This is a genomic window from Actinoplanes sp. NPDC051405 (genome assembly GCF_055586185.1).
Genome location: NZ_JBVJIR010000001.1, coordinates 842,682 through 864,473 on the forward strand (window position 1 = coordinate 842,682; position 21,792 = coordinate 864,473).

23 protein-coding genes are annotated in these 21,792 nt (G+C 72.8%); 12 read left to right on the forward strand and 11 right to left on the reverse strand.

Going from position 1 to position 21,792, the window contains the following annotated elements:
- The first annotated feature begins 24 nt into the window (after positions 1 to 24).
- Positions 25 to 633 carry a 30S ribosomal protein S4 gene (gene rpsD, locus ACZ6S4_RS03905; protein WP_212993645.1) on the forward strand — a complete coding sequence of 203 codons (609 nt, stop codon included), beginning with the start codon at positions 25 to 27 and terminating at the stop codon, positions 631 to 633.
- 1 nt (position 634) lies between these two features.
- Here rpsD and ACZ6S4_RS03910 read toward each other — a convergent pair whose 3' ends face one another.
- Complete coding sequence (locus ACZ6S4_RS03910; RefSeq protein ID WP_465473413.1) at positions 635 to 2,422, reverse strand: ABC transporter ATP-binding protein; 1,788 nt, start codon at positions 2,420 to 2,422, stop codon at positions 635 to 637.
- Entirely contained in the window at positions 2,419 to 4,194 is a 1,776-nt protein-coding gene (locus ACZ6S4_RS03915; protein ID WP_465473497.1) for an ABC transporter ATP-binding protein, read from the reverse strand. Before ACZ6S4_RS03915 ends, ACZ6S4_RS03910 begins: the two co-directional genes overlap by 4 nt.
- 193 nt (positions 4,195 to 4,387) lie before the next feature.
- Between ACZ6S4_RS03915 and ACZ6S4_RS03920 the strand changes: the two genes are divergently transcribed.
- Positions 4,388 to 5,017, forward strand: a complete 630-nt coding sequence (locus ACZ6S4_RS03920; RefSeq protein ID WP_465473414.1) for a TIGR03085 family metal-binding protein — start codon at positions 4,388 to 4,390, stop codon at positions 5,015 to 5,017.
- Between the two features lie 4 nt (positions 5,018 to 5,021).
- Here the strand turns inward: ACZ6S4_RS03920 and ACZ6S4_RS03925 are convergent, their stop codons facing one another.
- Both ACZ6S4_RS03925 and ACZ6S4_RS03930 read right to left on the reverse strand, forming a co-directional pair.
- Complete coding sequence (locus ACZ6S4_RS03925) at positions 5,022 to 6,017, reverse strand: aldo/keto reductase (RefSeq protein ID WP_465473415.1); 996 nt, start codon at positions 6,015 to 6,017, stop codon at positions 5,022 to 5,024.
- A gap of 23 nt (positions 6,018 to 6,040) precedes the next feature.
- Positions 6,041 to 6,520, reverse strand: a complete 480-nt coding sequence (locus ACZ6S4_RS03930; RefSeq protein WP_465473416.1) for a hypothetical protein — start codon at positions 6,518 to 6,520, stop codon at positions 6,041 to 6,043.
- Between the two features lie 101 nt (positions 6,521 to 6,621).
- On the opposite strand from ACZ6S4_RS03930, the gene ACZ6S4_RS03935 reads away from it, so the two are divergent.
- The 4 genes from ACZ6S4_RS03935 to ACZ6S4_RS03950 all read left to right on the forward strand — a co-directional run bounded on the left by ACZ6S4_RS03935 (position 6,622) and on the right by ACZ6S4_RS03950 (position 9,924).
- Positions 6,622 to 7,305 (forward strand): response regulator transcription factor, encoded by a 684-nt coding sequence (locus tag ACZ6S4_RS03935; RefSeq protein ID WP_433726753.1) that lies wholly within the window; start codon positions 6,622 to 6,624, stop codon positions 7,303 to 7,305.
- Positions 7,302 to 8,576, forward strand: coding sequence for a sensor histidine kinase (locus ACZ6S4_RS03940; protein ID WP_465473417.1), 1,275 nt, complete (start codon positions 7,302 to 7,304; stop codon positions 8,574 to 8,576). Before ACZ6S4_RS03935 ends, ACZ6S4_RS03940 begins: the two co-directional genes overlap by 4 nt.
- A gap of 21 nt (positions 8,577 to 8,597) precedes the next feature.
- The gene (locus ACZ6S4_RS03945; protein WP_465473418.1) at positions 8,598 to 9,329 is read left to right on the forward strand and encodes a class I SAM-dependent methyltransferase; all 732 of its coding nucleotides are present in this window, start codon (positions 8,598 to 8,600) and stop codon (positions 9,327 to 9,329) included.
- Positions 9,330 to 9,423: 94 nt separating this feature from the next.
- Positions 9,424 to 9,924 (forward strand): PepSY domain-containing protein, encoded by a 501-nt coding sequence (locus tag ACZ6S4_RS03950; RefSeq protein WP_465473419.1) that lies wholly within the window; start codon positions 9,424 to 9,426, stop codon positions 9,922 to 9,924.
- A 67-nt stretch (positions 9,925 to 9,991) separates the two neighbouring features.
- Here ACZ6S4_RS03950 and ACZ6S4_RS03955 read toward each other — a convergent pair whose 3' ends face one another.
- Entirely contained in the window at positions 9,992 to 11,200 is a 1,209-nt protein-coding gene (locus tag ACZ6S4_RS03955) for a S8 family peptidase (protein WP_465473420.1), read from the reverse strand.
- 263 nt (positions 11,201 to 11,463) lie between these two features.
- On the opposite strand from ACZ6S4_RS03955, the gene ACZ6S4_RS03960 reads away from it, so the two are divergent.
- A complete protein-coding gene (locus ACZ6S4_RS03960; protein WP_465473421.1) occupies positions 11,464 to 13,287 on the forward strand; it encodes an AMP-dependent synthetase/ligase in 1,824 nt (607 codons plus the stop codon).
- Between the two features lie 63 nt (positions 13,288 to 13,350).
- Here the strand turns inward: ACZ6S4_RS03960 and ACZ6S4_RS03965 are convergent, their stop codons facing one another.
- Both ACZ6S4_RS03965 and ACZ6S4_RS03970 read right to left on the reverse strand, forming a co-directional pair.
- Positions 13,351 to 13,809, reverse strand: a complete 459-nt coding sequence (locus tag ACZ6S4_RS03965; RefSeq protein ID WP_465473422.1) for a pyridoxamine 5'-phosphate oxidase family protein — start codon at positions 13,807 to 13,809, stop codon at positions 13,351 to 13,353.
- Entirely contained in the window at positions 13,806 to 14,141 is a 336-nt protein-coding gene (locus ACZ6S4_RS03970; protein ID WP_465473423.1) for a VOC family protein, read from the reverse strand. Before ACZ6S4_RS03970 ends, ACZ6S4_RS03965 begins: the two co-directional genes overlap by 4 nt.
- A 92-nt stretch (positions 14,142 to 14,233) precedes the next feature.
- Between ACZ6S4_RS03970 and ACZ6S4_RS03975 the strand changes: the two genes are divergently transcribed.
- Entirely contained in the window at positions 14,234 to 15,082 is an 849-nt protein-coding gene (locus ACZ6S4_RS03975) for a sigma-70 family RNA polymerase sigma factor (RefSeq protein ID WP_465473498.1), read from the forward strand.
- Positions 15,083 to 15,208: 126 nt separating this feature from the next.
- On the opposite strand, the gene yczR is transcribed toward ACZ6S4_RS03975, so the two are convergent.
- Positions 15,209 to 16,663, reverse strand: a complete 1,455-nt coding sequence (gene yczR / locus ACZ6S4_RS03980) for a MocR-like transcription factor YczR (RefSeq protein WP_465473424.1) — start codon at positions 16,661 to 16,663, stop codon at positions 15,209 to 15,211.
- 59 nt (positions 16,664 to 16,722) lie between these two features.
- Here yczR and yczE point away from each other — a divergent pair, with 59 nt between their 5' ends.
- Together yczE and ACZ6S4_RS03990 are read left to right on the forward strand one after the other, a co-directional pair.
- Positions 16,723 to 17,415 carry a membrane protein YczE gene (gene yczE, locus ACZ6S4_RS03985; RefSeq protein ID WP_465473425.1) on the forward strand — a complete coding sequence of 231 codons (693 nt, stop codon included), beginning with the start codon at positions 16,723 to 16,725 and terminating at the stop codon, positions 17,413 to 17,415.
- Between the two features lie 187 nt (positions 17,416 to 17,602).
- Positions 17,603 to 18,031 (forward strand): hypothetical protein, encoded by a 429-nt coding sequence (locus ACZ6S4_RS03990; protein WP_360547949.1) that lies wholly within the window; start codon positions 17,603 to 17,605, stop codon positions 18,029 to 18,031.
- Positions 18,032 to 18,051: 20 nt separating this feature from the next.
- Here the strand turns inward: ACZ6S4_RS03990 and hisF are convergent, their stop codons facing one another.
- Positions 18,052 to 18,828, reverse strand: a complete 777-nt coding sequence (gene hisF / locus ACZ6S4_RS03995; RefSeq protein WP_465473426.1) for an imidazole glycerol phosphate synthase subunit HisF — start codon at positions 18,826 to 18,828, stop codon at positions 18,052 to 18,054.
- The gene (locus tag ACZ6S4_RS04000) at positions 18,825 to 19,736 is read right to left on the reverse strand and encodes an EamA family transporter (protein WP_465473427.1); all 912 of its coding nucleotides are present in this window, start codon (positions 19,734 to 19,736) and stop codon (positions 18,825 to 18,827) included. Before ACZ6S4_RS04000 ends, hisF begins: the two co-directional genes overlap by 4 nt.
- A 72-nt stretch (positions 19,737 to 19,808) precedes the next feature.
- Between ACZ6S4_RS04000 and ACZ6S4_RS04005 the strand changes: the two genes are divergently transcribed.
- Entirely contained in the window at positions 19,809 to 20,708 is a 900-nt protein-coding gene (locus ACZ6S4_RS04005; protein WP_465473428.1) for a LysR substrate-binding domain-containing protein, read from the forward strand.
- Here ACZ6S4_RS04005 and ACZ6S4_RS04010 read toward each other — a convergent pair.
- A complete protein-coding gene (locus ACZ6S4_RS04010; RefSeq protein WP_465473429.1) occupies positions 20,705 to 21,229 on the reverse strand; it encodes a MarR family winged helix-turn-helix transcriptional regulator in 525 nt (174 codons plus the stop codon). The two genes, ACZ6S4_RS04005 and ACZ6S4_RS04010, sit on opposite strands and share 4 nt — an antisense overlap.
- Before the next feature lie 32 nt (positions 21,230 to 21,261).
- Here ACZ6S4_RS04010 and ACZ6S4_RS04015 point away from each other — a divergent pair, with 32 nt between their 5' ends.
- Complete coding sequence (locus ACZ6S4_RS04015; protein WP_465473430.1) at positions 21,262 to 21,723, forward strand: nitroreductase family deazaflavin-dependent oxidoreductase; 462 nt, start codon at positions 21,262 to 21,264, stop codon at positions 21,721 to 21,723.
- Positions 21,724 to 21,792 lie beyond the last annotated feature (69 nt).

Consider the following 21,792-nt stretch of genomic DNA (forward strand, 5'->3'; position numbering starts at 1 on the left):
CCCTGATGCGAAGTGAGATCGCCCGTGAACAACTCCCGTCCCAAGGCCCGGCTCTCGCGGGCACTCGGCATTCCGCTGACCCGCAAGTGCGTGAAGTACTTCGAGAAGCGGCCGTTCCCGCCGGGCGTGCACGGCCGGGGGCGGCGCAAGGCGTCGGACTACCAGGTCCGGCTGCTCGAGAAGCAGCGCCTGCGGCACCAGTACAACATCAGCGAGGCGCAGATGCGCCGGGCCTACGAGGACGCGCACCGCAAGGAAGGCAAGACCGGCGAGAACATGGTCGCCCTGCTGGAGAGCCGGCTGGACGCCACCGTGCAGCGCGCCGGCCTGGCCCGCACCATCTACCAGGCCCGTCAGCTCGTCGCGCACGGCCACTTCCTGGTCGACGGCAAGAAGGTCGACCGCCCGTCGTACCGGCTCAAGCCCGGACAGGTCGTCGAGGTGCGGGAGACCAGCCGGCAGAAGCCGCCGTTCCAGATCGCGGCCACCGGGGCGCACCTGGACGGCCCGACCGCGCCGTATCTGTCCACGGTGGTCGAGGAGCTGCGCACCACGGTGATCCGCAAGCCGCTGCGCGCCGAGGTCCCGGTGGTCTGCGACGAGCAGCTGGTCGTCGAGTTCTACGCGCGCTGAGTCAGCGGGTCTGCTCCAGCCACGAGGCGAAGAGCTTGGCGTAGATCGAGTCCTCGTCCTGGATCAAGGTGGCGTGCGGGCCGCGTTGCACGACGCGGCCCGCGTCCACCACGATCACCTCGTCGGCGGACTGCGCGGTGGACAGCCGGTGAGCGATCGCCACGGTGGTGCGGCCCCGGGTCACGGTGTCGAGGGCCCGCTGCAGGCGCACCTCGGTGGCCGGGTCGACCGCGCTGGTCGCCTCGTCCAGCACCAGCAGGTCCGGATCGGCCACGTAGGCGCGTACCAGAGCCACCAGCTGCCGCTCCCCCACGCTGAGCGCCTCGCCCCGCTCGCCCACCGCGGTCTGCAGGCCGAGCGGCAGCCCGGCCAGCCAGTCCGCCAGGCCCAGCTCGGTGAAGGCCCGCTCGAGATCCTCGTCGGTCAGCTCGGGCGCCGCGAAGCGGATGTTCTCCGCCACCGTCGCGTCGAACAGGAAGCCGTCCTGCGGCACCATCACCACCCGCTTGCGCAGCGACGTGAAACGCACCGAGGTCAGCGGCGTGCCGGACAGCAGCACCTGGCCGCCGGCCGGGTCCATCAGCCGGGTGAGCAGCTTGGCGAAGGTGGTCTTGCCGCTGCCGGTCTCGCCGACCACCGCGACCCGGGTCTTCGGCGCGATCTCCAGATCCACGTCGTCGAGCACGACGGGGCCGCCGGGATAGCGGTACGACACGTCGGCGAAGCGGACCGACAGCGGGCCGGGCGGCAGCTCCACACCCGCGGCGTCCGGGTCGGCCACGTCGGGCTCGATGTCGAGCACGTCTAGCACGCGGCGCCAGCCGGCCACCGCGTTCTGCGCCTCATTGAGCACCTCGGTGGCGATCTGCACCGGCTGGATGAACAGGGTGACCAGGAACAGGAACGCGGTCAGCTTGCCCACGCTCAGGCCGCCGTCGACGCCGAGCAGCAGCCCCACGACCACCACGGCGGCCAGCGCCACACCGGCCGCGACCTCCCCGGTGGAGAAGCTGATCACGCTGGTCCGCAACGCCTTCTGCTGCGCCACCCGCAGGTTGTCGATCGAGGTGTCCAGCCGCCGGCCGGTGCGCCCGGCCACCCCGTACGCGCGGATGACCGTCGCGCCGACCACACTCTCGGCGACCGCGCCGAGCATGACGCCGGTGCGCTCACGCACGATCCGGTAGACGCCGGCCAGCCGCTTCTGGAACAACCGGATGACGATCACGGCCGGCAGGAACGCGGCGAACACCACCAGGGTGAGCTGCCACGAGTAGACGAACATGACGATCGTGGTGACCACCAGCTGCCCCGAGGTGAGCAGCAGCATCACGCCGCCGGTCTGCAGGAACTGGGTGATCTGGTCGACGTCGCCGGTGACCCGCGAGACCAGTGAACCGCGCCGCTCGGACTGCTGGTGCAGCATCGACAGGTCGTGGATGTGCCGGAACGTGCGTGAGCGCAGCGCGCCCAGCGCGGTCTCGCTGACCGTGAACAGCCGACGGGTCATCGCATAGCCGCAGGCCGTCGAGACGACCAGAACGGCCAGGGTCAGGCCGACGATCAGCGCGACGATGCCCAGGTCGGGCCCACCGGGCGCGCGGATGCCGCGGTCGATGCCCTGCTGGATGGCGATCGGCACGGCGACCCGGCCGGCCATCGAGACCAGCGCGAGCGCGAGCGTGCCGATCAGGCCGGGGCGCAGCTCGGGCGAGAGCGCGACGCCGCGGCGGAACGTGGCCAGGGCGCCCTCTTCAGCCGCGGGCTTCTCCAGTACAGCGGTACTCACGCGATGACCTTGCTGTCCTCTTCGCGAGCGGCCTCGGCCTGCTCGTACGCGGTGACCAGGTTGAGGTAGCCGGGCTCGGTGGCCATCAGCTCGGTGTGCGTGCCGGTGGCGGCCACCTGGCCGTCCTCCAGGTAGACGACCAGGTCGGCGAGTGCGATCGTGGCCCGCCGGTAGGCCACGACCAGGATCGAGGCGCCGGAGTCGTGCCCGCGCAGCGAGGCCAGGATGGCCGCCTCGACCCGCGGGTCGACCGCGCTGGTGGCGTCGTCGAGCACCAGCAGCCGGGGCTGCCCGGCCAGCGCGCGGGCCAGGGTCAGCCGCTGGCGCTGGCCGCCCGACAGCGACGTGCCGCGCTCGCCGACCGCGGTGTCCAGGCCCTCCGGGAGGTGGGCGACGAAGCCCTCGGCCTGGGCCTGGCGCAGCGCCGACCAGGCCACCTCGTCGTCGAGGCCCTCGCGGTCCAGGGTCACGTTGCCGCGCACGGTGTCGTCGAAGACGAATGGCACCTGCGGCACGAGCGCCGCCGCCGAGGCCAGGGCCGGCACGCTCAGCTCAGGCAGCGGGGTGCCGTCGACGCAGACCGTGCCCTTGTCGGGGTCGACCAGCCGGACGGCCAGCGAGGCGATGGTCGACTTGCCCGAGCCGGTCGCGCCGACCAGGGCCACGGTCCGGCCGGCCGGGACGGTGAAGGAGACGTCGTGCAGCACCTCGGCGCCGTCGCCGTACGAGAAGTGCACATGATCGAAGGTGATCTCCGCGGGCCCGGTGCGGGCCGGGGCGGCCGAGCCGTACGCCAGGTCGCCGTCGGCGCCGAGCACCGCCTGGACCCGTTCCCAGCCGGCGACGCTGCGCGGCAGCTCGGCGACCACCCAGCCGATCGCCCGGACCGGGAAGGCCAGCACCGTGAACAGGAACGAGACGCTGACCAGCTCGGCCACGCTGATCGCGCCGGACTGCAGCCGCCACGCGCCGAGCATCAGCACGGCCAGCGTGCCGACGCTGGGCAGGCTGTCCATCACCGGGTCGAACAGGCCCCGCAGCCGGCCGACCGAGATCAGCGCGTCGCGCAGCTCGCTCGCGTGCACGGCGAAACGCCGGGACTCGTCGGCCTCGCGGCCCATGGTCTTGACCACCAGCGCGCCGTCGAAGCTCTCGTGGGCGACCGCGCTGACCTTGCCGCGCAGCTGCTGGGCCCGGATCTGCCGGGGCGACATCCGGCGCGAGTAGACCAGGTTGAGGCCGAACAGCGCCGGGAAGAGGCAGACGCCGACCATGGCCAGGACCCAGTCGGTGAGGAACAGCGAGACCAGCGCGGCGGCGATCATCACGATCGTGCCGACCGCGAACGGCAGCGGCGCGATCGGCACGAAGGCGGCCTCGACGTCGGAGTTGGCGTTCGACAGCAGCGTGCCGGTGGCGTGCCGCTGGTGCCAGGCGGGCGGCAGGGCCAGATAGCGCCGGGTCACCGCGCGGCGGTAGCGGGCCTGGAGCCGGAACTGCATGTAGCCCGCGCCCAGCCGGCGGCCGAAGATGCTGGCCACCCGCAGCAGCGCGATGCCGATGAAGGCGGCGGCGATCAGGGCGAGCTCGCCGGTGCCGGCCCGGTGCTCGGCGAACGCGGGCACGACGACGTTGCCGATCACCCCGCCCACCACGTACGAGTTCGCGATGACCAGCAGGCCGAACAGGCTGCTGCCGATGGTGCCGATGATGAAGAGCCGGGGTTCGGTCCGGATCGCCCGGCCGAGCACGCGCAGGCCTCTGCCCAGCACGTCACGACTGGCCCTCTTGGTCAAAGATCCTCGCCCTGAGGTAAGTCCGTGCCGGCTGTTCCGGCCTTACCGGTCCATCCTGCCGAACCGCCCGCGAAACGCCACAGGTTTACATTGTGTCAACAAGCACACCATCGCGCAGCCCGGCCCTCGCCACCGCGCGCCCTGACTGCTACCCGCCTACGATCGGGTCATGACCGACTACGCGCGCGCAGAGCGCCGGCAGCTCGCCGACCTGCTGCACCAGGTGGGCCCGGACCTGGCCACGGTGTGCGCGGGCTGGACCACCCGGGACCTCGCCGCGCACCTGGTGGTCCGCGAGCGGCGGCCGGACGCCATGATCGGCATGCTGATCCCGCCGCTGGCCGGGCACGGCGAGCACGTACGGCTGGCCAAGGCCGCCCAGCCGTACCCGGAGATCATCCAGGAGGTGCGCACCCCACCCTGGTGGAGCCCGGTCAGCAATCCGCTGCTCGACTCGCTGAGCAACACCGTCGAGTTCTTCATCCACCACGAGGACGTCCGGCGGGCCACGCCCGGCTTCACCCGCCGCAGCCTGGAGCACGGCGAGCAGCAGGCGATCTGGAACGCCACCAAGCTCACCGCCCGGCTGGCCCTGCGCAAGGTCGGCTTCGGGGTGCGGGTCGAGGCGCCCGGTTTCGGCACACTGCGGATCGGGGCCGGCGAGCCCCGGGCCACCGTCACCGGCGAGCCCGGCGAGCTGGCGCTGTTCGTCTCCGGCCGGCAGCGGGTGGCCGAGGTGCAGGTCACCGGCGAGTCCGACGCGGTGGCGAAGCTGACGACCGCCGCGATCGGCCTCTGACCGGCTACTCCCGGGTGGCGGAGACCCAGTTGGGGTCGCTGTGGTCCGACCGCGGGCCGACCACCGCACCGGCCAGCTCGTCGAGCAGCGCGAGCCGGGCCGGATCCAGCCGCACCTCGAGACTCGCGACGTTCTCGTCGACCCGGGCGGCGCGCCGGGTGCCCGGGATCGGCACGACCGGCAGTCCCAGCTGCTCACCCCGGATCCGCAGCCAGGCCAGCGCTACCTGGGCCGGGGTCGCGCCCACCTCGGCGGCCACCCCGCGCACGCCCTCCACCACGGCCTGATTGCGGTCGAACGCGGAGCCGGAGAAGCGGGACAGCCCGGCCCGCCAGTCCCCCGCGATCGCCGCCCGGTCGAGAGTGCCGGTGAGGAAACCCCGGCCCAGCGGGGAGTACGGCACGAAGCCCACCCCGAGCTCAGCGGCGGCCGGCACCACGGCCCGCTCCACGTCACGGCTCCACAGCGACCACTCGCTCTGCACGGCGGCGATCGGGTGCACCGCGTACGCCTGCCGCAGCTCGGTCGCGGTCACCTCGGACAGGCCCAGGTGGCGTACCTTGCCGGCCCGGACCAGCTCGGCCATCGCCGCGACGGTCTCCTCGACCGGCACCCGTACGTCCCGGCGGTGCAGGTAGTAGAGGTCGATGACGTCGATGCCCAGCCGGGCCAGGCTGGCGTCGCAGGCCTGCCGCACGTACGCGGCGTCGCCCCGGGTGGCCATCGTGCTGAGGTCGCCGTCCACGGCGGTGATGCCGAACTTGGTGGCCAGCGTCACCTCGTCACGGCGGTCGGCCAGCAGCCGGGCCAGCAGGCGCTCGTTGCTGCCGGCGCCGTACACGTCCGCGGTGTCCAGAAAGGTGACGCCGACGTCCACGGCGTGGTGCAGGGTGGCGAGCGACTCGTCCTCCTGCGCCGGGCCGTACACGTCGGCGAGGCCCATCGCCCCGTAGCCGAGGGCGCTCACGGTCAGGCCGTCGCCCAGCTCGATGGTGTGCATGAGGACCACTCCAGCACACTTGCTCAATCGTCGGCGACCAGGGCCGGGATGCCCGCGCGGCAGACGATCTCGAACTTCACCCGGTCCTTGCCGCCGCCGCCGCCGCCCTGGGCGCGGAACTCGCCCTCGGCGTCGTCGTCCTGCAGGCCGCGGTCCTGTTCGTGCAGCTCGTAGCCCTGGCGCGGCGACATGCTCACCACCTCGGGACGGGAGCCGACACAGCGACCGACGACCGTGCCCGCCCGGGTCGGGAACGTCCGGGTGGGCGGGGCGGACGACGCCGGCGGCGTGACCGGCGGGCGGCTGCCGGACCCCTGCGCGGCCGACGGCGACACGGCGACCTGGCGGGCCAGTTCGTCCGCCACCTCGGCCGCGCTCAGCGGGCGGGTCTCCGGCGTGGTCAGCCCGTTCCCGATGACACTGACCGCCGCGAGACCGACCAGGACGGCGAGCACCGCCGCGCCGAGCCAGCCGGCGGTCACGAACAGCATTCGACGATTCACCCGGCCGACTATGCCGGGCGCCACCCTAAGCCGGGCCCGCAGGGACGCTAAGGGACGGTTAAGAGCGTCGTCGCGCCCGGTGGGCCGGGTTACCGTGCAGCGTGGCCCACCTCCTGCTGATCGAGGACGACTCGGCGATCCGTACCACTCTGCTGCGCGCCCTGCGCGAGCGCGGCCATGCCGTGGCCGCCTCGCACACCGCGATGGACGGCCTGCGCACCGCCCTGGCCGAGCGGCCCGACCTGGTCGTGCTCGACCTCGGGCTGCCCGATCTGGACGGCCGCGAGCTGCTGCGGATGCTGCGCGCGGTCAGCGCGATGCCGGTCATCGTGGCGACCGCCCGCGACGACGAGGAGGAGATCGTCCGGGTGCTGGACGCGGGCGCCGACGATTACATCGTCAAACCGTTCACCGCGGCGCAGCTCGACGCCCGGGTGCGCGCGGTGCTGCGCCGCGGCGGGGTGACCGGCGCCGAACCGGTGGCGCTGGCCGTCGGCGGCCTGCGCATCGACGCGGGCGCGCGCACGGCCACCCTGGACGGTGCCGACCTGGACCTGACGCCACGCGAGTTCGACCTGCTGCACCACCTGGCGACCCGGGCCGGGCAGGTGGTGAGCAAGCGGGAACTGCTCAGCGAGGTGTGGCAGGTCCCGTACGGCGGCGCCGACAAGACGGTCGACGTGCACCTGTCGTGGCTGCGCCGCAAGCTCGGTGAGACCGCCCAGGAGCCGCGCTACCTGCACACGGTCCGCGGGGTGGGAGTCCGGCTGAGCGGTCCGGCATGAGACGGCGGCTGACCCTGCTGGTCGCGGCCACCACCTGCCTGGTGCTCCTCGCGTTCCTGGTGCCGCTCGCACTGCTGATCCGGCAGGTGACCGAGGACCGGGCGATCAGCCGGGCCAACGACGTACTGCAGACGATCGTGCCGCAGATCGGCACCAGCGATCCCGGGTCGCTGGCCCTGACCGTGCAGGGGCTGCCGCTGCCGGTCAGCGTCTTCCCGCCGGACGGCCCGGTGCTGGGCGCGGCCGCCGACCGCACCCCGGCCGTGCGGCTGGCCCAGGCCAACGGCCGGTCCTTCACCGTGGACACCGACGCCGGCCGGGAGATCGTGGTGCCGGTGCTCAGCGGCGACGCGACGTACGTCTTGCGGACCGTGGTCCCGGCCGGGGAACTCACCGGCGGGGTGGCCCGGTCCTGGCTGGTGCTGGCCGGGCTCGGCCTGGCCCTGGTGCTGCTCGGGCTGGTGGTGGCCGACCGGCTGGCCCGCAGCATCGTGGCGCCGATCGCCGACCTGTCCGCGGTCTCGCACCGGCTGGCCCGGGCCGAGCTGACCGCGCGGGCGAGCCCGTCCGGCCCGCGCGAGGTGCGCGAGGTGGCCGTCGCGCTGAACCATCTCGCCGGGCGCATCCAGGACCTGCTGCGCGAGGAACGCGAGCAGGTCGCCGACCTGTCGCACCGGCTGCGCACGCCGCTGACGGCGCTGCGGCTGGAGGCGGAGTCGCTGCGCGACGAGGAGGAGGCCGCCCGGGTCTCGGCGGCCGCCGACAGCATCGAGCGGGCGGTCACGGCGGTGATCCAGCAGGCCCGCCGGCGCGGCGGCGACCGCGCGGCCGCGGCCGACGCCACCGCGGTGGTCGCGGACCGGGTCGCCTTCTGGACGGTGCTGGCCGAGGACACCGATCGAGAGGTACGGCGTGAGCTCCCGTCGGCGCCCCTTCCGGTGGCACTGCCGGCCGACGACCTGGCGGCGGCGCTGGACGCTCTGCTCGGAAACGTCTTCGCGCACACCCCGGACGGCACCGCCCTGGTCGTGTCGCTGGCCGAACGCCCGGGCGGCGGGGCGGTGCTGACCGTCGACGACTCCGGCCCGGGCTTCCCGGCCGAGGCGCTGCGCCGGGGTTCGTCGGGCAGCGGCTCGACCGGCCTGGGGCTGGACATCGCCCGCCGGGCCGCCGAAGCCGGTGGCGGCACGCTGCAGGTGGGGTCCGCCCCGGGCGGCGGCGCGCGGGTCCGGCTGCAACTGGCTTCGGTAAAGCGCTTGCCGCCCGATTGATCCTCTGTTGTCCTGACGGGCATGTCGATGTTCGATGACCCAGGCCTGTTCGGGCGCCAGTGGGCCGCCGCGTACGACGCGACGAGCAACCCCGACCCGGCCCCGGCCGTGGACTTCCTCGCCGGGATCGCCGACGGCGGCCCGGTGCTGGAGCTCGCCATCGGCACCGGCCGGGTGGCCCTGCCGCTGGCGGCCCGCGGCCTGCGCGTCGAGGGGGTGGAGGGCTCACCCGAGATGGTGGCCAAGCTGCGCGCCAAGCCCGGCGGCGCCGACCTGCCGGTGGTGATCGGCGACATGGCCGACGTCGCCGTACGGGGCCGGTTCCCGCTGGCCTACCTGGTCTTCAACACCCTGTTCAACCTGGTGGACGCCGAGCGGCAGGCGGCCTGCTTCCGCAACGTCGCCCGGGTGCTGGCCCCCGGCGGCGCGTTCGTCATCGAGGCGTTCGTGCCGAACCCGGCCGACTTCGAACGCGACGAGCAGCACCCGCAGGTCCGCGCGGTGACCGAGGACGAGGCCTCGCTGCGGCTGCACCGCTACGACCGGGCCGCGCAGACGTACGTCCGCCAGAACGTGAGCTTCACCCCGAGCGGCGTACGCCTGCAGCCGTTCGGGATGCGCTACCTGTGGCCGGAGCAGATCGACCGGCTCGCCGCCCAGGCCGGCCTGCACCTCGAGGCCCGCTACGCCGACTGGCACCGCCGCCCGTTCGACGCGACGAGCACCGATCACGTCTCGGTCTACCGGCTCTGAACGGGCTTAACCCGGTCTTAGGGATCGCACAGCGCGGCCATAGCGCGCCGGGCGCGAACCTGTCGGTGTTCCGTTCACGACACCGGAGGTTTTCATGATCAGGCTTCGTACCGCTTCCGCCCTCGCCGCCGGCGCGGTGGCCGCGCTCGCGCTCGGCGGCACGGCGATGGCGGCGGGCAGTGACGACACGGCGGGCACGGCGATCGTTGCCGCGCCGGCGCCGTCGGCCTCCACCACCACTCCCGCGCCTTCGTCCTCGGTTCCGTCCCCGGCGGACCCGTCCTCGTCGGCTTCCTCGGCGCCCGCCGCCCCCGATGCCGTCAGTCTGGACGCCGCCAAGGCAATCGCGGTCAAGGCGGCCGGGGGCGGCCAGGTCACCGACAGCGAGCGGGAGACCGAGCACGGCCGCGCGGTCTGGGACATCGAGGTCCAGGCCGGCCCGGTCGAGCACGACATCGATGTGGACCGCGCCACCGGCGAGGTGCTGCGGCACGAGCGCGAGACCGACAACTCCGGCTCCGACGACGACTCGGACGACAGCTCGGACGACGACGGCTCGGACGACAGCTCGGACGACGACGGCTCGGACGACTGACGCCGTACCGCGGCAAGAGCGGAGCCCCGGACCTGGCGGTCCGGGGCTCCGTGGCGTTGCGCGGGGTTCAGCTGCCGACGTAGAGCAGGCGGTTCGGCGAGCCGGTGCCCGGGCTGGTCACCACGCCGGTGGTGGCCTTGTTGACCAGGGTGTCGCGCACCTGGGCCGGGGTCAGCGACGGGCTGCCCGCCAGCACCAGGGCCGCGGCCCCCGCCACGTGCGGGGAGGCCATCGACGTGCCGCTGATCGAGTTGGTCGCGCTGTTGCTGCTGTACCAGGCCGAGGTGATGGCCGAGCCCGGCGCGAAGATGTCCAGGCAGGTGCCGTAGTTCGAGTACGAGGCGCGGGCGTCGGTGCTCGTGGTGGCGCCGACGGTGATGGCCGAGGCGACCCGCGCCGGCGAGGAGTTGCAGGCGTTCGCGGTCGAGTTGCCGGCCGCCAGGGCGTACGTGACACCCGAGCTGATCGAGTTGGCCACCGCGTTGTCGAGCGCGGTGCTGGCGCCGCCGCCGAGGCTCATGTTGGCCACGGCCGGCTTGACGGCGTTCTGGGTGACCCAGTTGACGCCGGCGATGACCCCGGCGTTGGTGCCGCTGCCGGAGCAGTTGAGCACCCGGACGCCGACGAGCTTGACGGCCTTCGCGACGCCGTACGTGGTGCCGCCGACCGTACCGGCGACGTGCGTGCCGTGGCCGTTGCAGTCGACCCCGCCGGAACCGACGGCGTCGTAGCCCACCCGGGCCCGGCCCCCGAAGTCGTTGTGCGTGTACTTGATGCCGGTGTCGATGATGTACGCCGTCACGTTGCTCGCCGTGGTGGTGTACGTGTACGTGGTGCTCAGCGGCCGGGCCCGCTGGTCGATGCGGTCGATGCCCCAGGTGGCGCCGGTCTGCGTGGCGAGCAGCGAGACCCGCTGGTTCTGCTCCACGTAGGCGACGCTCGGGTCGGCGGCGAGCCGCTTCGCCGCGGCCTCGCTCATCCCGGCCTCGAATCCGTTGAGCGCCGCGCCGAACGTGCGGCGGACCTCCGCGCCGTAGCCGCGGGCCAGGCTCGACGACTTGTCGTCGACGGCCGCCACGCGGTTGGTCTTCGCGACCGCACTGTCCTTGAGAACCACGATGTAGCTGCCGGCCACCGCGTCGGCGGTGCCGGCGAGCCGGATCTGCCCGGTGGCGGGGGCTGCCGTCGCCGGGGTCACCGTCGCGACGGTCGTCGTTGCCACGACGAGCACACTCACGGCCAGGAACCGGCCGCTTCGGGGGCGTCGAATCGCCATGCTTTTCCTCTCTCGCGCCTGCAGACCCGTGTCCTGGGCTTGTGGCCCACCGGTCCGTTGAGCTGAGGTTAGGGGCAGGACGTCGACCTTCCTCTATATCGAATAGGCCATACCGCCATTCGTGAACGACCTCGGGGAGCGACCCGGTTAGGATCACTGTGCAGGTCCACCCACCGCACTCTGGCCCTCGCGACGCCCGGGCAATACTCTGCGGTAACACGGCTGTCACGTAATCCCCCATAGACGCAAAGAGGCGGCGCCCGATGGCTCTCGAGGTTCCCTACCGGTCAATCCCGGACATGTTCCTGCAACGTGTGCGGGCGACCCCGAACGGTCAGGCGTTCGCCGTACCGACGGCGAACGACACCGCGATCAGCTGGCTGACCTGGTCCCAGGTCGGCGAACGGGCCACGGCGATCGCCGCCGGCCTGGCCGGGCTCGGCGTGGGCCTGGAGGACCGGGTCTCGATCCTGTCCGGCACCCGCCTCGAATGGGTCCTGGTCGACCTCGGCATCAACTGCGCCGGCGCGGCGACCACCACGGTCTACCCCACCACCGAGCCCGAGGACGCGGCCTACATCGTGGCCGACTCCGGCTCCAAGGTGCTGGTGGCGGAGAACCCGCAGCAGGCCCTGAAGCTGGCCGGCGCGGACACCTCGGTCACCCACGTGGTGCTGATCGACGGCCTGGCCGACGCGAACGCCACGCCGCCGCAGCTCACCCTGGCCGAGCTGGAGGAGCGCGGCCGGGCGGCGCTCGCCGAGCAGCCCGACCTGGTGGACCGGATCGTCGAGGGCGTCGGCCCCGACAACGTGGCCACCCTGATCTACACCTCCGGCACGACCGGCCGGCCCAAGGGCGTGCAGCTGCTGCACCGCGGCTGGACCTGGGAGGGCGTGGCGCAGGCCGACCTGGGCCTGTTCGAGTCGACCGACCTGCAGTATCTGTGGCTGCCACTGTCTCACTCGTTCGGCAAGACGCTGCTCTGCGGCATCCTGCACGTGGGCGTGCCGACGTACGTCGACGGGCGGGTCGAGAAGCTGGTCGACATGCTCGCCGTGGTGCAGCCGACGCTGATGTGCGCGGCGCCGCGGATCTTCGAGAAGGTCTACAACAAGACGGTGACGACCGCGCTGGGTGCCGGCGGCGCCAAGGCCAAGATCTTCGGCTGGGCGGTCGGCGTGGGCAAGCAGAAGGTCGCCCTGGAGCAGGCCGGCAAGCCGGTCGGCGGGGTGCTGAAGGCCAAGTACGCGGTCGCCGAGAAGCTGGTCTTCAGCAAGCTGCAGCAGCGCCTCGGTGGCCGGCTGCGGGTGCTGGTCTCCGGCTCGGCCCCGCTGAGCCGCGACATCGCGGAGTTCTTCGCGGCGGCGAACCTGCCCATCATGGAGGGCTACGGCCTGACCGAGTCCAGCGCGGCGAACTTCGTCAACCGGCTGGGCAAGCTCAAGATCGGTACGGTCGGCCAGCCGCTGGGCGACCTGGAATGCCGCATCGACAGCGACGGCGAGATCCTGCTGCGCGGCGCCCCGGTCATGCGCGGCTACCACAACCTGCCGCAGGAGACCGAGGAGTCGTTCACCGAGGACGGCTTCTTCCGCACCGGCGACATCGGCGAGCTGGACAGCGACGGCTACCTCAAGATCACCGACCGCAAGAAGGACCTGGTCAAGACCTCCGGCGGCAAGTACATCGCCCCGTCGGCGATCGAGGGCATGTTCAAGGCGGTCTGCCCGTACACGTCGCAGGCGGTCGTCGTGGGCCAGGCCCGCAACTACGTGACGATGCTGATCTCGCTGGACGAGGAAGCGATCGCGGGCTGGGCGGCGGGTGGCCCGCTGGCCGGCAAGAGCTACCGCGAGATCGTGACCGCGGCCGAGACGGAAGCGCTGATCGCGGGCTACATCGAGGAGCTCAACGGCAAGCTCAACCGGTGGGAGACCATCAAGAAGTTCGCCATCCTGCCCCGCGACCTGAGCATCGAGCAGGGCGAGATCACCCCGTCGATGAAGATCAAGCGGCGCAGCGTGGAGACCAACTTCGCCGAGCAGATCGACAAGATGTACGCCGGGACGCTCGTCCAGATGTAGCCCGGAGCCTGAACGAGACCGAGCGCCGCGATCAGAGATCGCGGCGCTCGCGCCTTCTGCGGATCAGCTCAGCCAGGCACCGTCGCGCATCAGGGTGCGGTCCTCGAGTTCGTTCTCCTCGCGCCAGGCCTGGATGCGGTCCGGGCGCAGGATCAGGTACAGGTAGGTGCCGCCGGCCGTGCGCGGATCCCAGTCGGTGCCGTCCGCGTAGCCGTCCGCCACCCAGGACGGCGCCTGCGCCACCGGGAAGGTCTCCTCCAGCACCGCGTCGATCATGACGACGTCCCGGGTCGCGCCCAGGGCCAGCCGGGCCGTGCCGGTCGCCGCGATGTTCGTCGCCGTGCGGGACTTGCCGTCGGTGGCCAGGACGATCCGCTCGCGCAGCCAGGCGAGGGTGAGCGGCACCAGATACGGCCCGTCCGCGGCACCGGTCGCGACCCAGGCGTCGGCGACCGGAGCGGTCAGTTTGGCCAGGACGTCTGCTCTGCGGCTCGCCCGCGGGCGCGGCTCCGGGTGCGTCATGCCGGCTGGAGGAGGCCCAGGACGGTGCCGTCCTTGTCGCGTACGGTCGCGATCAGCTTGCCGTCGCCCACGTCCTTGACCTCCCGCACTTGCTCGGCCCCCGCCGCCAGCAGGCCCTGCAGGGCCGTCCTGATGTCTGTCACGTGCCAGTACATCACCGGGCCGGTGCGGCCGTTCGGGTCGAGGCCGATGTGCTGACCACCCGCGGTGTAGCCGACATAGTAGGGCTGGTCCACATCCGGGGCCACGCCGAGCAGGGCGCCGTAGACCGCCTTCGCCGCGGTGAGGTCGCTGACCGGGATGACAATGGTGCCGAGGCCGGACGTCGTCATGACAATGGTCCTTCCGTGAGCGTCACAACGGACCACCACGGCCCGTCATGGTGATGACGGATGCCGACGCGGAGGTGTGACAGGTGAGCGACATGGACCAGCTGGCGCAGCGTTTCGAAGCCGACCGGCCCCATCTGCGGGCGGTGGCGCAGCGGATGCTCGGCTCGGCCGCCGAGGCCGACGACGCCGTGCAGGAGGCCTGGCTGCGGCTCAGCCGCAGCGACACGTCCGAGGTCGGCAACCTGACCGGCTGGCTCACCACCGTGGTCTCCCGGGTGTGCCTGGACATGCTGCGCTCGCGGGCCGCCCGCCGCGAGGACAGCACGGAAGTCCCGGAGGCGCCGGCGGCCGAGCAGGCCCACCCGGAGAGCGAGGCGCTGCTGGCGGACGCGATGGGCCCGGCGCTGCTGGTCGTGCTGGACACTCTCGCGCCCGGGGAACGGCTGGCGTTCGTGCTGCATGACATGTTCGCGGTGCCGTTCCCGCAGATCGCCGAGATCGCGGGGTGCTCACCGGCGGCCGCCCGGCAACTGGCCAGCCGGGCCCGGCGCAAGGTGCAGGGGCGGCCGGCGGAGGAGGATCGGGCTCGTAGCCGTACCGTGGTCGAGGCTTTTCTGGCCGCCTCCCGCGGCGGCGACTTCGCCGCGCTGCTCGCCCTGCTGGACCCGGAGGTGGAGCTCCGCGCGGACGCGGCGGCGGTCCGGTACGGGGCCAGCTCGCTGCTCCGTGGGGCTTCGGCGGTGGCCGAGACGTTCTCGGGGCGGGCGCAGCATGCGGAAACGGCGCTGCTGGACGGGGAAGCCGGGCTGGTCTGGGCGCCGGGCGGGACGGTGCGGGTGGCGTTTGCCTTCGTCGTCGTCGATGGGCGGATCACCGGGATCGAGCAGATCGCCGACCCGGCGGATCTGGGCGGCATCGAGGTGAGCATCCTCGGCGGCTGACGCGGCGTTCGGCCATCCGGCGGGCCGGCATTTCCGGCGGGCCGGCATTTCCGGCAGGCCGGCGTTCCCGGCAGGCCGGCGTTCCCGGCAGGCCGGCGTTCCCGGCAGGCCGGCGTTCCCGGCTGGTCAGGCGATGACGGCGGGTGTGCGCCAGGCCGGCCGGGCGGCGCGGTCCAGGTCGTGGCGGACCGAGGCGATCCGGCGGACCGCTTCCCGCAGGTCGTCGGCCGGCAGGGCGAACGGCAGCCGGATGAAGCGTTCGAGGGTGCCGTCCAGGCCGAAGCGGGGTCCGGGCGCGAGCCGTACGCCGACGTCCTCGGCCGCCCGGGCCAGCGCGCTGGAGATCGGCCCGTCCAGCTCCGCCCACAGCATCACTCCGCCGGCCGGCACGGTGAAGCGCCACTCCGGCAGGTGCTCGCCCAGCGCCGCGACCAGCGCATCCCGCCGGGACGAGAGCTCCGCGCGGCGGGCGGCGACGATGCTCTCCGCATCCCTCAGCAGGTGGCACGCGACCAGTTGTTCGAGGACCGGGCTGGCCATGTCGACGCCGACGCGCAGGGCCGCGAGGCGTTGCACCAGCGGCGCGGACGCGCGGACCCAGCCGATCCGCAGGCCACCCCAGTAGGCCTTGCTCATGCCGCCGATCGAGACGACCCGCGAGTGCCGGTCGAAGACGGCGACCGGCGGCGGGACCGCGGTCCCGTCCAGCGGCAGGTCCACGAAGGACTCATCGACGACCAGCTCGGTGCCGGTGGCGTGGGCCGCGGCGACGAGGCGTTCGCGGAGTTCTGCGGGCATCAGGTGGCCGGTCGGGTTCTGGAACTCCGGGATCACGTACGCCAGCCGGGGCCGGGTCTGGCGCAGCGCGCCGAGCAGCATCTCGCCGTCCCAGCCGGCGGCCGCGTCGAGGCCGTGGGTGTTGATCCGGGCGCGGCGGGCGGAGAGCGCGGCCAGGGCGTTCGGGTACGTCGGCGACTCGACCAGCACCGTCGCACCGGCCGGGACGGACAGGCGCAGCACCAGGTCGAGGGCGTGCTGCGTACCGCTGGTGATCAGGATCTGCTCGGCGCTGGTCGGCACGCCGCGGGCGGTGTAGCCGGCCGCGACCGCCTCGCGCAGCTCCATCAGGCCGGTCGGGTGGTAGCCGGCGCTGCCGAGGAAACGCGGCAGGTCGTCGGCGGCGGCCCGCGCGGCGGGCACGAGCTCGACGGGCGCGGCCGAGGCGGCCACGCCGAGGTCGATCATGTCCATGTCGTCGTCCGGGGTCCACAGGCCCGAGGACGCGACGCGATGGCCGTTCGGCAGGGTGGTCCAGCTGCCGGCGCCGCGCCGGCTGGTCAGATGGCCGGTCTCGCGGAGCGAGCGGTACGCGGCGGTGACCGTCGTCCGGCTGATGCCCAGCGCCTCGGCGAGCTCACGTTCGGCGGGCAGGCGCACGCCCAGCGGCAACCGGCTGTCGGTGAGCAATCCCCGGATCGCCCCGGCCAGCGCGGCATAGTCCGGACTGCGATGGCGCCCCGGCAACGAGTGCCACTGACCGAGCAGCCGAGCCAATTGGCCCCCGCGAACCGATGTCGTCATGGCCACCTCCGGCAAATTGGCTCTTTGATCGCCGCTAATTGGCCTTCAGAGTGGCACTTATGAGTCGTCTGAGCAACCTCGTTCCCGCCGGCGCCCGCCTGCCCCGCCGCGTGACCCAGCTCTTCGCGGGCCTGGTCCTGTACGGCATAAGCATGGCTTTCATGGTGGAAAGCGATCTGGGGCTGAACCCGTGGGACGTTTTCCACCAGGGTGTGTCGAAGGCCACCGGGGTCAGCTTCGGCTGGGTGGTGCTGCTGACCGGCATCCCGGTCCTGCTTCTGTGGATCCCGCTGCGGCAGCGCCCCGGCTTCGGCACGATCGCCAACCTGGTGGTGATCGGCTTCGCGGCCGACGGCGCCCTGGCGGTGCTGGCCCCGGGCGGATCGGTGGCGATGCGGATCACGTACCTGGTGGTGGGGATCGCGCTGAACGGCGTCGCGACGGCGATGTACATCGGTGCCCGGTTCGGGCCGGGGCCGCGGGACGGGCTGATGACCGGGATCGTCAACCGGTGGCCGCGGCTGTCCATCCGGGTGGTCCGGACGAGCATCGAGGTGCTGGTCCTGGGCGTGGGTGTGCTGCTGGGCGGCACGATCGGGTTCGGGACGGTGGCGTACGCGCTGGGCATCGGGCCGCTGGTGCAGTTGTTCATGCCGGTCTTCGCCGTGCCGGCGGCGGCCGACGATCCGGCCGTGGCGACCGAGCCGGCGCAGTCGGGTCCGCCGCAGGTCGCGCCGGCCGTGGTGGCCTGACCCCGATCCTCGGCGGGTCAACACATCGGCCGCAGCGGCCGGCACGGCCCTCGCGGTGGCGCTGTTTTCGTCGCGCCACTCGCGGGGTCGGCGAAGCGGGCGATATGTCCGGGCGGGCGGGCACAGCTTGGTGATCATCGCGACACAATCGCTTTCCGGTTCGGCGAGCGCACGGCATCATGGCGACATGGGGGCTGGCGACTGGCATTGGAACGACGCTTGGATCTTCGTGTCCGCGGTCATCGCCGAGCGCCTGGAGCGCGACCGGGCACTGCACGCGGCGCTCCCGGTGACCGGCGCGAGCCTGGCTGACGTGCTGGCCGCGGCCGACTTCCTGCACCACAGCGTGCCCAGCCGGTCCGAGCTGGAGGATTCCGTGCGCCGCCTGGCCGGGGCCGGCCTGCTCACGGTGGACGACGACCTGGTCGAGGTCGCACCGGCGGGCGAGCAGCTGTGGCGCACGCGGCCGTTCAGCGGTCTGTCGTCGGCGGTCGTGACGCTGCAGACGCAGCTGAACCGGGCGGCCACGCCGGGCGAGTCCGACTGGAAGCTCGACGAGCGCACCTACAACGCGGCCGTCCGCGAATACTCGCTGCGCCTGGCCGACGGCCGCTGAGTCGCGCGACAAGCCGTGGCTCAGCGGACCGGATTGCCCGCCGCCCGCAAACTCTCCTTGACCTCACCGATCGTCAGCTCTCCGAAGTGGAAAACACTGGCCGCCAGCACCGCATCCGCCCCCGCCGCCACCGCCGGCGGGAAGTGCCCCACAGCTCCCGCCCCACCACTGGCGATCACCGGAATGTCGACCACCGCCCGCACCGCCGCGATCAACTCCAGGTCGAATCCCGCCTTCGTCCCGTCCGCGTCCATCGAGTTGAGCAGGATCTCCCCCGCGCCCAGCTCAGCCGCCCGACGCGCCCACTCCACCGCGTCGAGCCCGGCGCTCTTGCGACCGCCGTGCGTCGTCACTTCCCAGCCGCTGGGGTGCTGCGGCGTCGGCCCCGACGGCAGCCGGCGCACGTCGAGGGACAGCACGAGCACCTGATTGCCGAAGCGGTCCGCGATCTCCGCGATCAGCTCCGGCCGGTGGATCGCCGCCGTGTTGACACCGACCTTGTCGGCTCCCGCGCGCAGCAGCGTGTCGACGTTGTCGACCGAGCGGACGCCGCCGCCGACCGTCAGCGGGATGAAGACCGATTCCGCCGTGCGGCGGACCACGTCGAGCATGGTGCCGCGGTCGTCGGACGATGCCGTCACGTCCAGGAAGGTCAGCTCGTCGGCGCCGGCGGCGTCGTAGGCCGCGGCCAGCTCCACCGGGTCGCCCGCGTCGCGCAGGTCGACGAAGTTGACTCCTTTGACCACCCGTCCCGCGTCCACGTCGAGACAGGGAATCACCCGCACCGCCACCGTCATGCCCCAACCCTATCGAGCGCCCGGCCCGCCGGTTCGGGAGTATCCACAGGCCGGGCCGGGCCCAGTACCCCGATCAGGACGCCGCCGATCACGAGCACCCCGCCGGCCACGTCCGTCATGTGCACGGTCTCGTCCAGCAGCAGGGCCGCCGAGGCGATGCCGAAGATCGGCACCAGCATCGAGAACGGGGCGACGGCCGATGCGCCGTACCGTCTGATCAGGGCGCCCCAGGCGCCGAAGCCGGCCAGGGTCGAGATCAGCGCGACGTACAGCAGAGCGCCGACCGCGGGGACGTTGATCGCGCGGAGCGCGGCCAGGTCCGTGGCCGGGCCCTCGACGATCAGCGAGAGCACCGCCAGCGGGATTGTCGCCACCGCGCTGACCCAGATCATGAAGCGCAGCGTGTCGGTCGGCGCCGCCTGCCGAGTGGCCACATTGGACAGGCCCCAGGCCACGGCCGCGCCCAGGACCAGGCCGAATGCTCCGGCCGGCAGTCCGTCCGCGCCGAGCCGGACCGCGACGACGCCGATGCCGAGTGCCGCCACCGCCAGCCCGGCGACGCGCCGCAGGCCGGGGCGTTCGCGCAGCAGCAGCACCGCGAAGACCGTCGTGAACACCGCCTGGCTCTGCAGGACCAGGGAGCTGAGGCCGGCCGGCATGCCGGCGGCCATCCCGGCGAAGAGCAGGGAGAACTTCACCACCCCGAGCGTGAGGGCGACCGCGATCACCCACCGCCAGCGGGTGGGCGGGCGCCCGGCGAACAGGACCGCGGGAAACGCGGCCAGCAGGAACCTCAGCGCCGAGAACAGCAGGGGCGGGAAGTGGTCCAGGCCGATGTCGATCACGACGAAGTTGACGCCCCAGGCGGCGGCCACGACCACAGCGAGGGCGATGTCACGCGGTTTCACCGTGTCAGCGTCGCCGCCGGTGATGCTGAAGCACCAGCGAATAATGCTACAGCGACGATGTAGCGTGACTACATGATCGATCTGGGTCGGCTCCGCGCTCTGCACGCCGTGGCCAGCTACGGGACGGTGCTGGCGGCCGGGGAGGCGCTGCACTGCACGCCGTCGGCCGTGTCGCAGCAGCTCGCCAAACTGGAACGCGAGACCGGGGCCACCCTGGTGGAGAAGGACGGCCGCCGGCTGCGGCTGACCGAGGCCGGGCGGGTGCTCGCCGGGCACGCCGAACGGGTCCTGGCCGGCGTCGACGAGGCCGAGGCGGCGCTGGCGGCGCATCGGGACACGGTCATCGGCCGGCTGGAGGTGGCGGCCTTCGCGACGGCGTGCCGGGCGCTGCTGCCGTACGCGTTGCACCGGCTGGCCACCGAGCACCCGCAGCTGACGACGGGCCTGGTGGAGGTCAATCCGCACGAGGGTCTCGACATGCTCCGGCGCGGGCACGTGGACCTCGCGCTGCTGGACGACTGGCCGGAGGTGGCGCTGCGCTATCCGCCGGGGGTCACGCATGTGGAGCTCGGGCGGGACGTGGCCGATCTGGTCGTGCCGGACGGCCACCGGTTCGCCTCGGGCCGCGAGGTGCGGCTGGCGCAGCTGCGCGACGAGCGGTGGATCGCGGCGAAGGCCGGGGACATCTGTCACGAGTGGCTGGTGCGGGTGGTGCCGGGGGTGCGGCCGGACTTCCACGTGGGTGAGTTCGAGACGCAGCTGACCTTGATCGCGGCGGGGCTCGGGATCGCGGTCATCCCGCGGCTGGCCCGGCCGCCGCTGCCGGCCGGGGTGCGGGTGGTGCCGGTGCGGCCGGTGCCGACCCGGCGGGTGGTGGTGGCCTGGCGGGAGGCCTCGGCGGCCCGGCCCGCGGTGCCGGCCGCTGTCGCGGTCCTGCGCCAGGCCTGGCACCGCCACGAGACCACCCCCTAGGCGGTCATCGTGCGGATCCGGTCGGCCTCGGCGAGCTGCATGTCGATGCCGCGGCGCAGGAAGCCGGTGATCAGGGCGAGCTCTTCCGGGGAGTACGCGGCCAGCACCCGACGCCCGGCCCGCTCGACCGGACCGTAGACCCGGTTGATCAGCTCCTCGGCGTGCGGGGTCAGCGCCACCACGGCCCGCCGCCGGTCGTTCTCGTCCACCGTACGGGTCAGGTGGCCCGCCGCGGCCAGCCGCTGGATCGCCGTGGTGGTGGCGGCCGGGCTCAGCTTGGCTGCGCCGGCCAGCGCCGTCGCGGACATAACGCCGGCGGTGTGGACCAAGCCGAGGATGCGTAGGTCGGTGCGGTTCACTCCGAAGGTGGCAGCCGCCGCCTCGTCGACCACGTCGGCCGCGGCCCCGAAGGCCGCCGCGGCCCGGGCCGCCTCGTCGCGCCGGTCCGCGCCCAGTTGCTTCTCCCCGCTCAGTTGTTTCTCCCCGCTCAGTTGTTTCTCCCCGCTCAGTTGCTTCGACACTCGAAGGAGTCTACCGTCGACCGGAAGATTCGATGATCGAAGGGATAGCCATGGCCCAGTCCACCGGCAGCCTGCCCTCCTGGCTCCCGTTCGCCAACCGGGTCGTCCGGCTGATGTCCCGGCTCGGCCTGCCGCTGGGCACGGTCCGGGTGCTCATCGTGCCGGGGCGGCGCAGCGGTGAGCCGCGGCCCACCCCGGTTTCCCCCTTGACCGTCGACGGCCGGCGCTATGTGGTCTCGGCGCTGCCGCAGAGCGACTGGGCCCGCAACATCCGGGCCGCCGGCCGCGGTGAGCTGGCCACGGGACGCCGCCGCACGCCGGTGACACTGACCGAGGTCACCGACCCGGCGCAGGCCCGTGCGGTGCTGCGGGCGTTCCCCCGCGAGGTGCCGGCCGGGGTGACCTTCTACGTGCGGCTCGGGCTGGTCGACAAGGCCGACCCCGACCAGTTCGAGGCGATCGCCGACCGGGTCGCCGTCTTCCGGATCGAATGACCCGGCTCAGGTGACGAACTTGCCCGGGTTTTCCGCCGCGGGCCGGCTCAGGTGACGAACTTGCCCGGG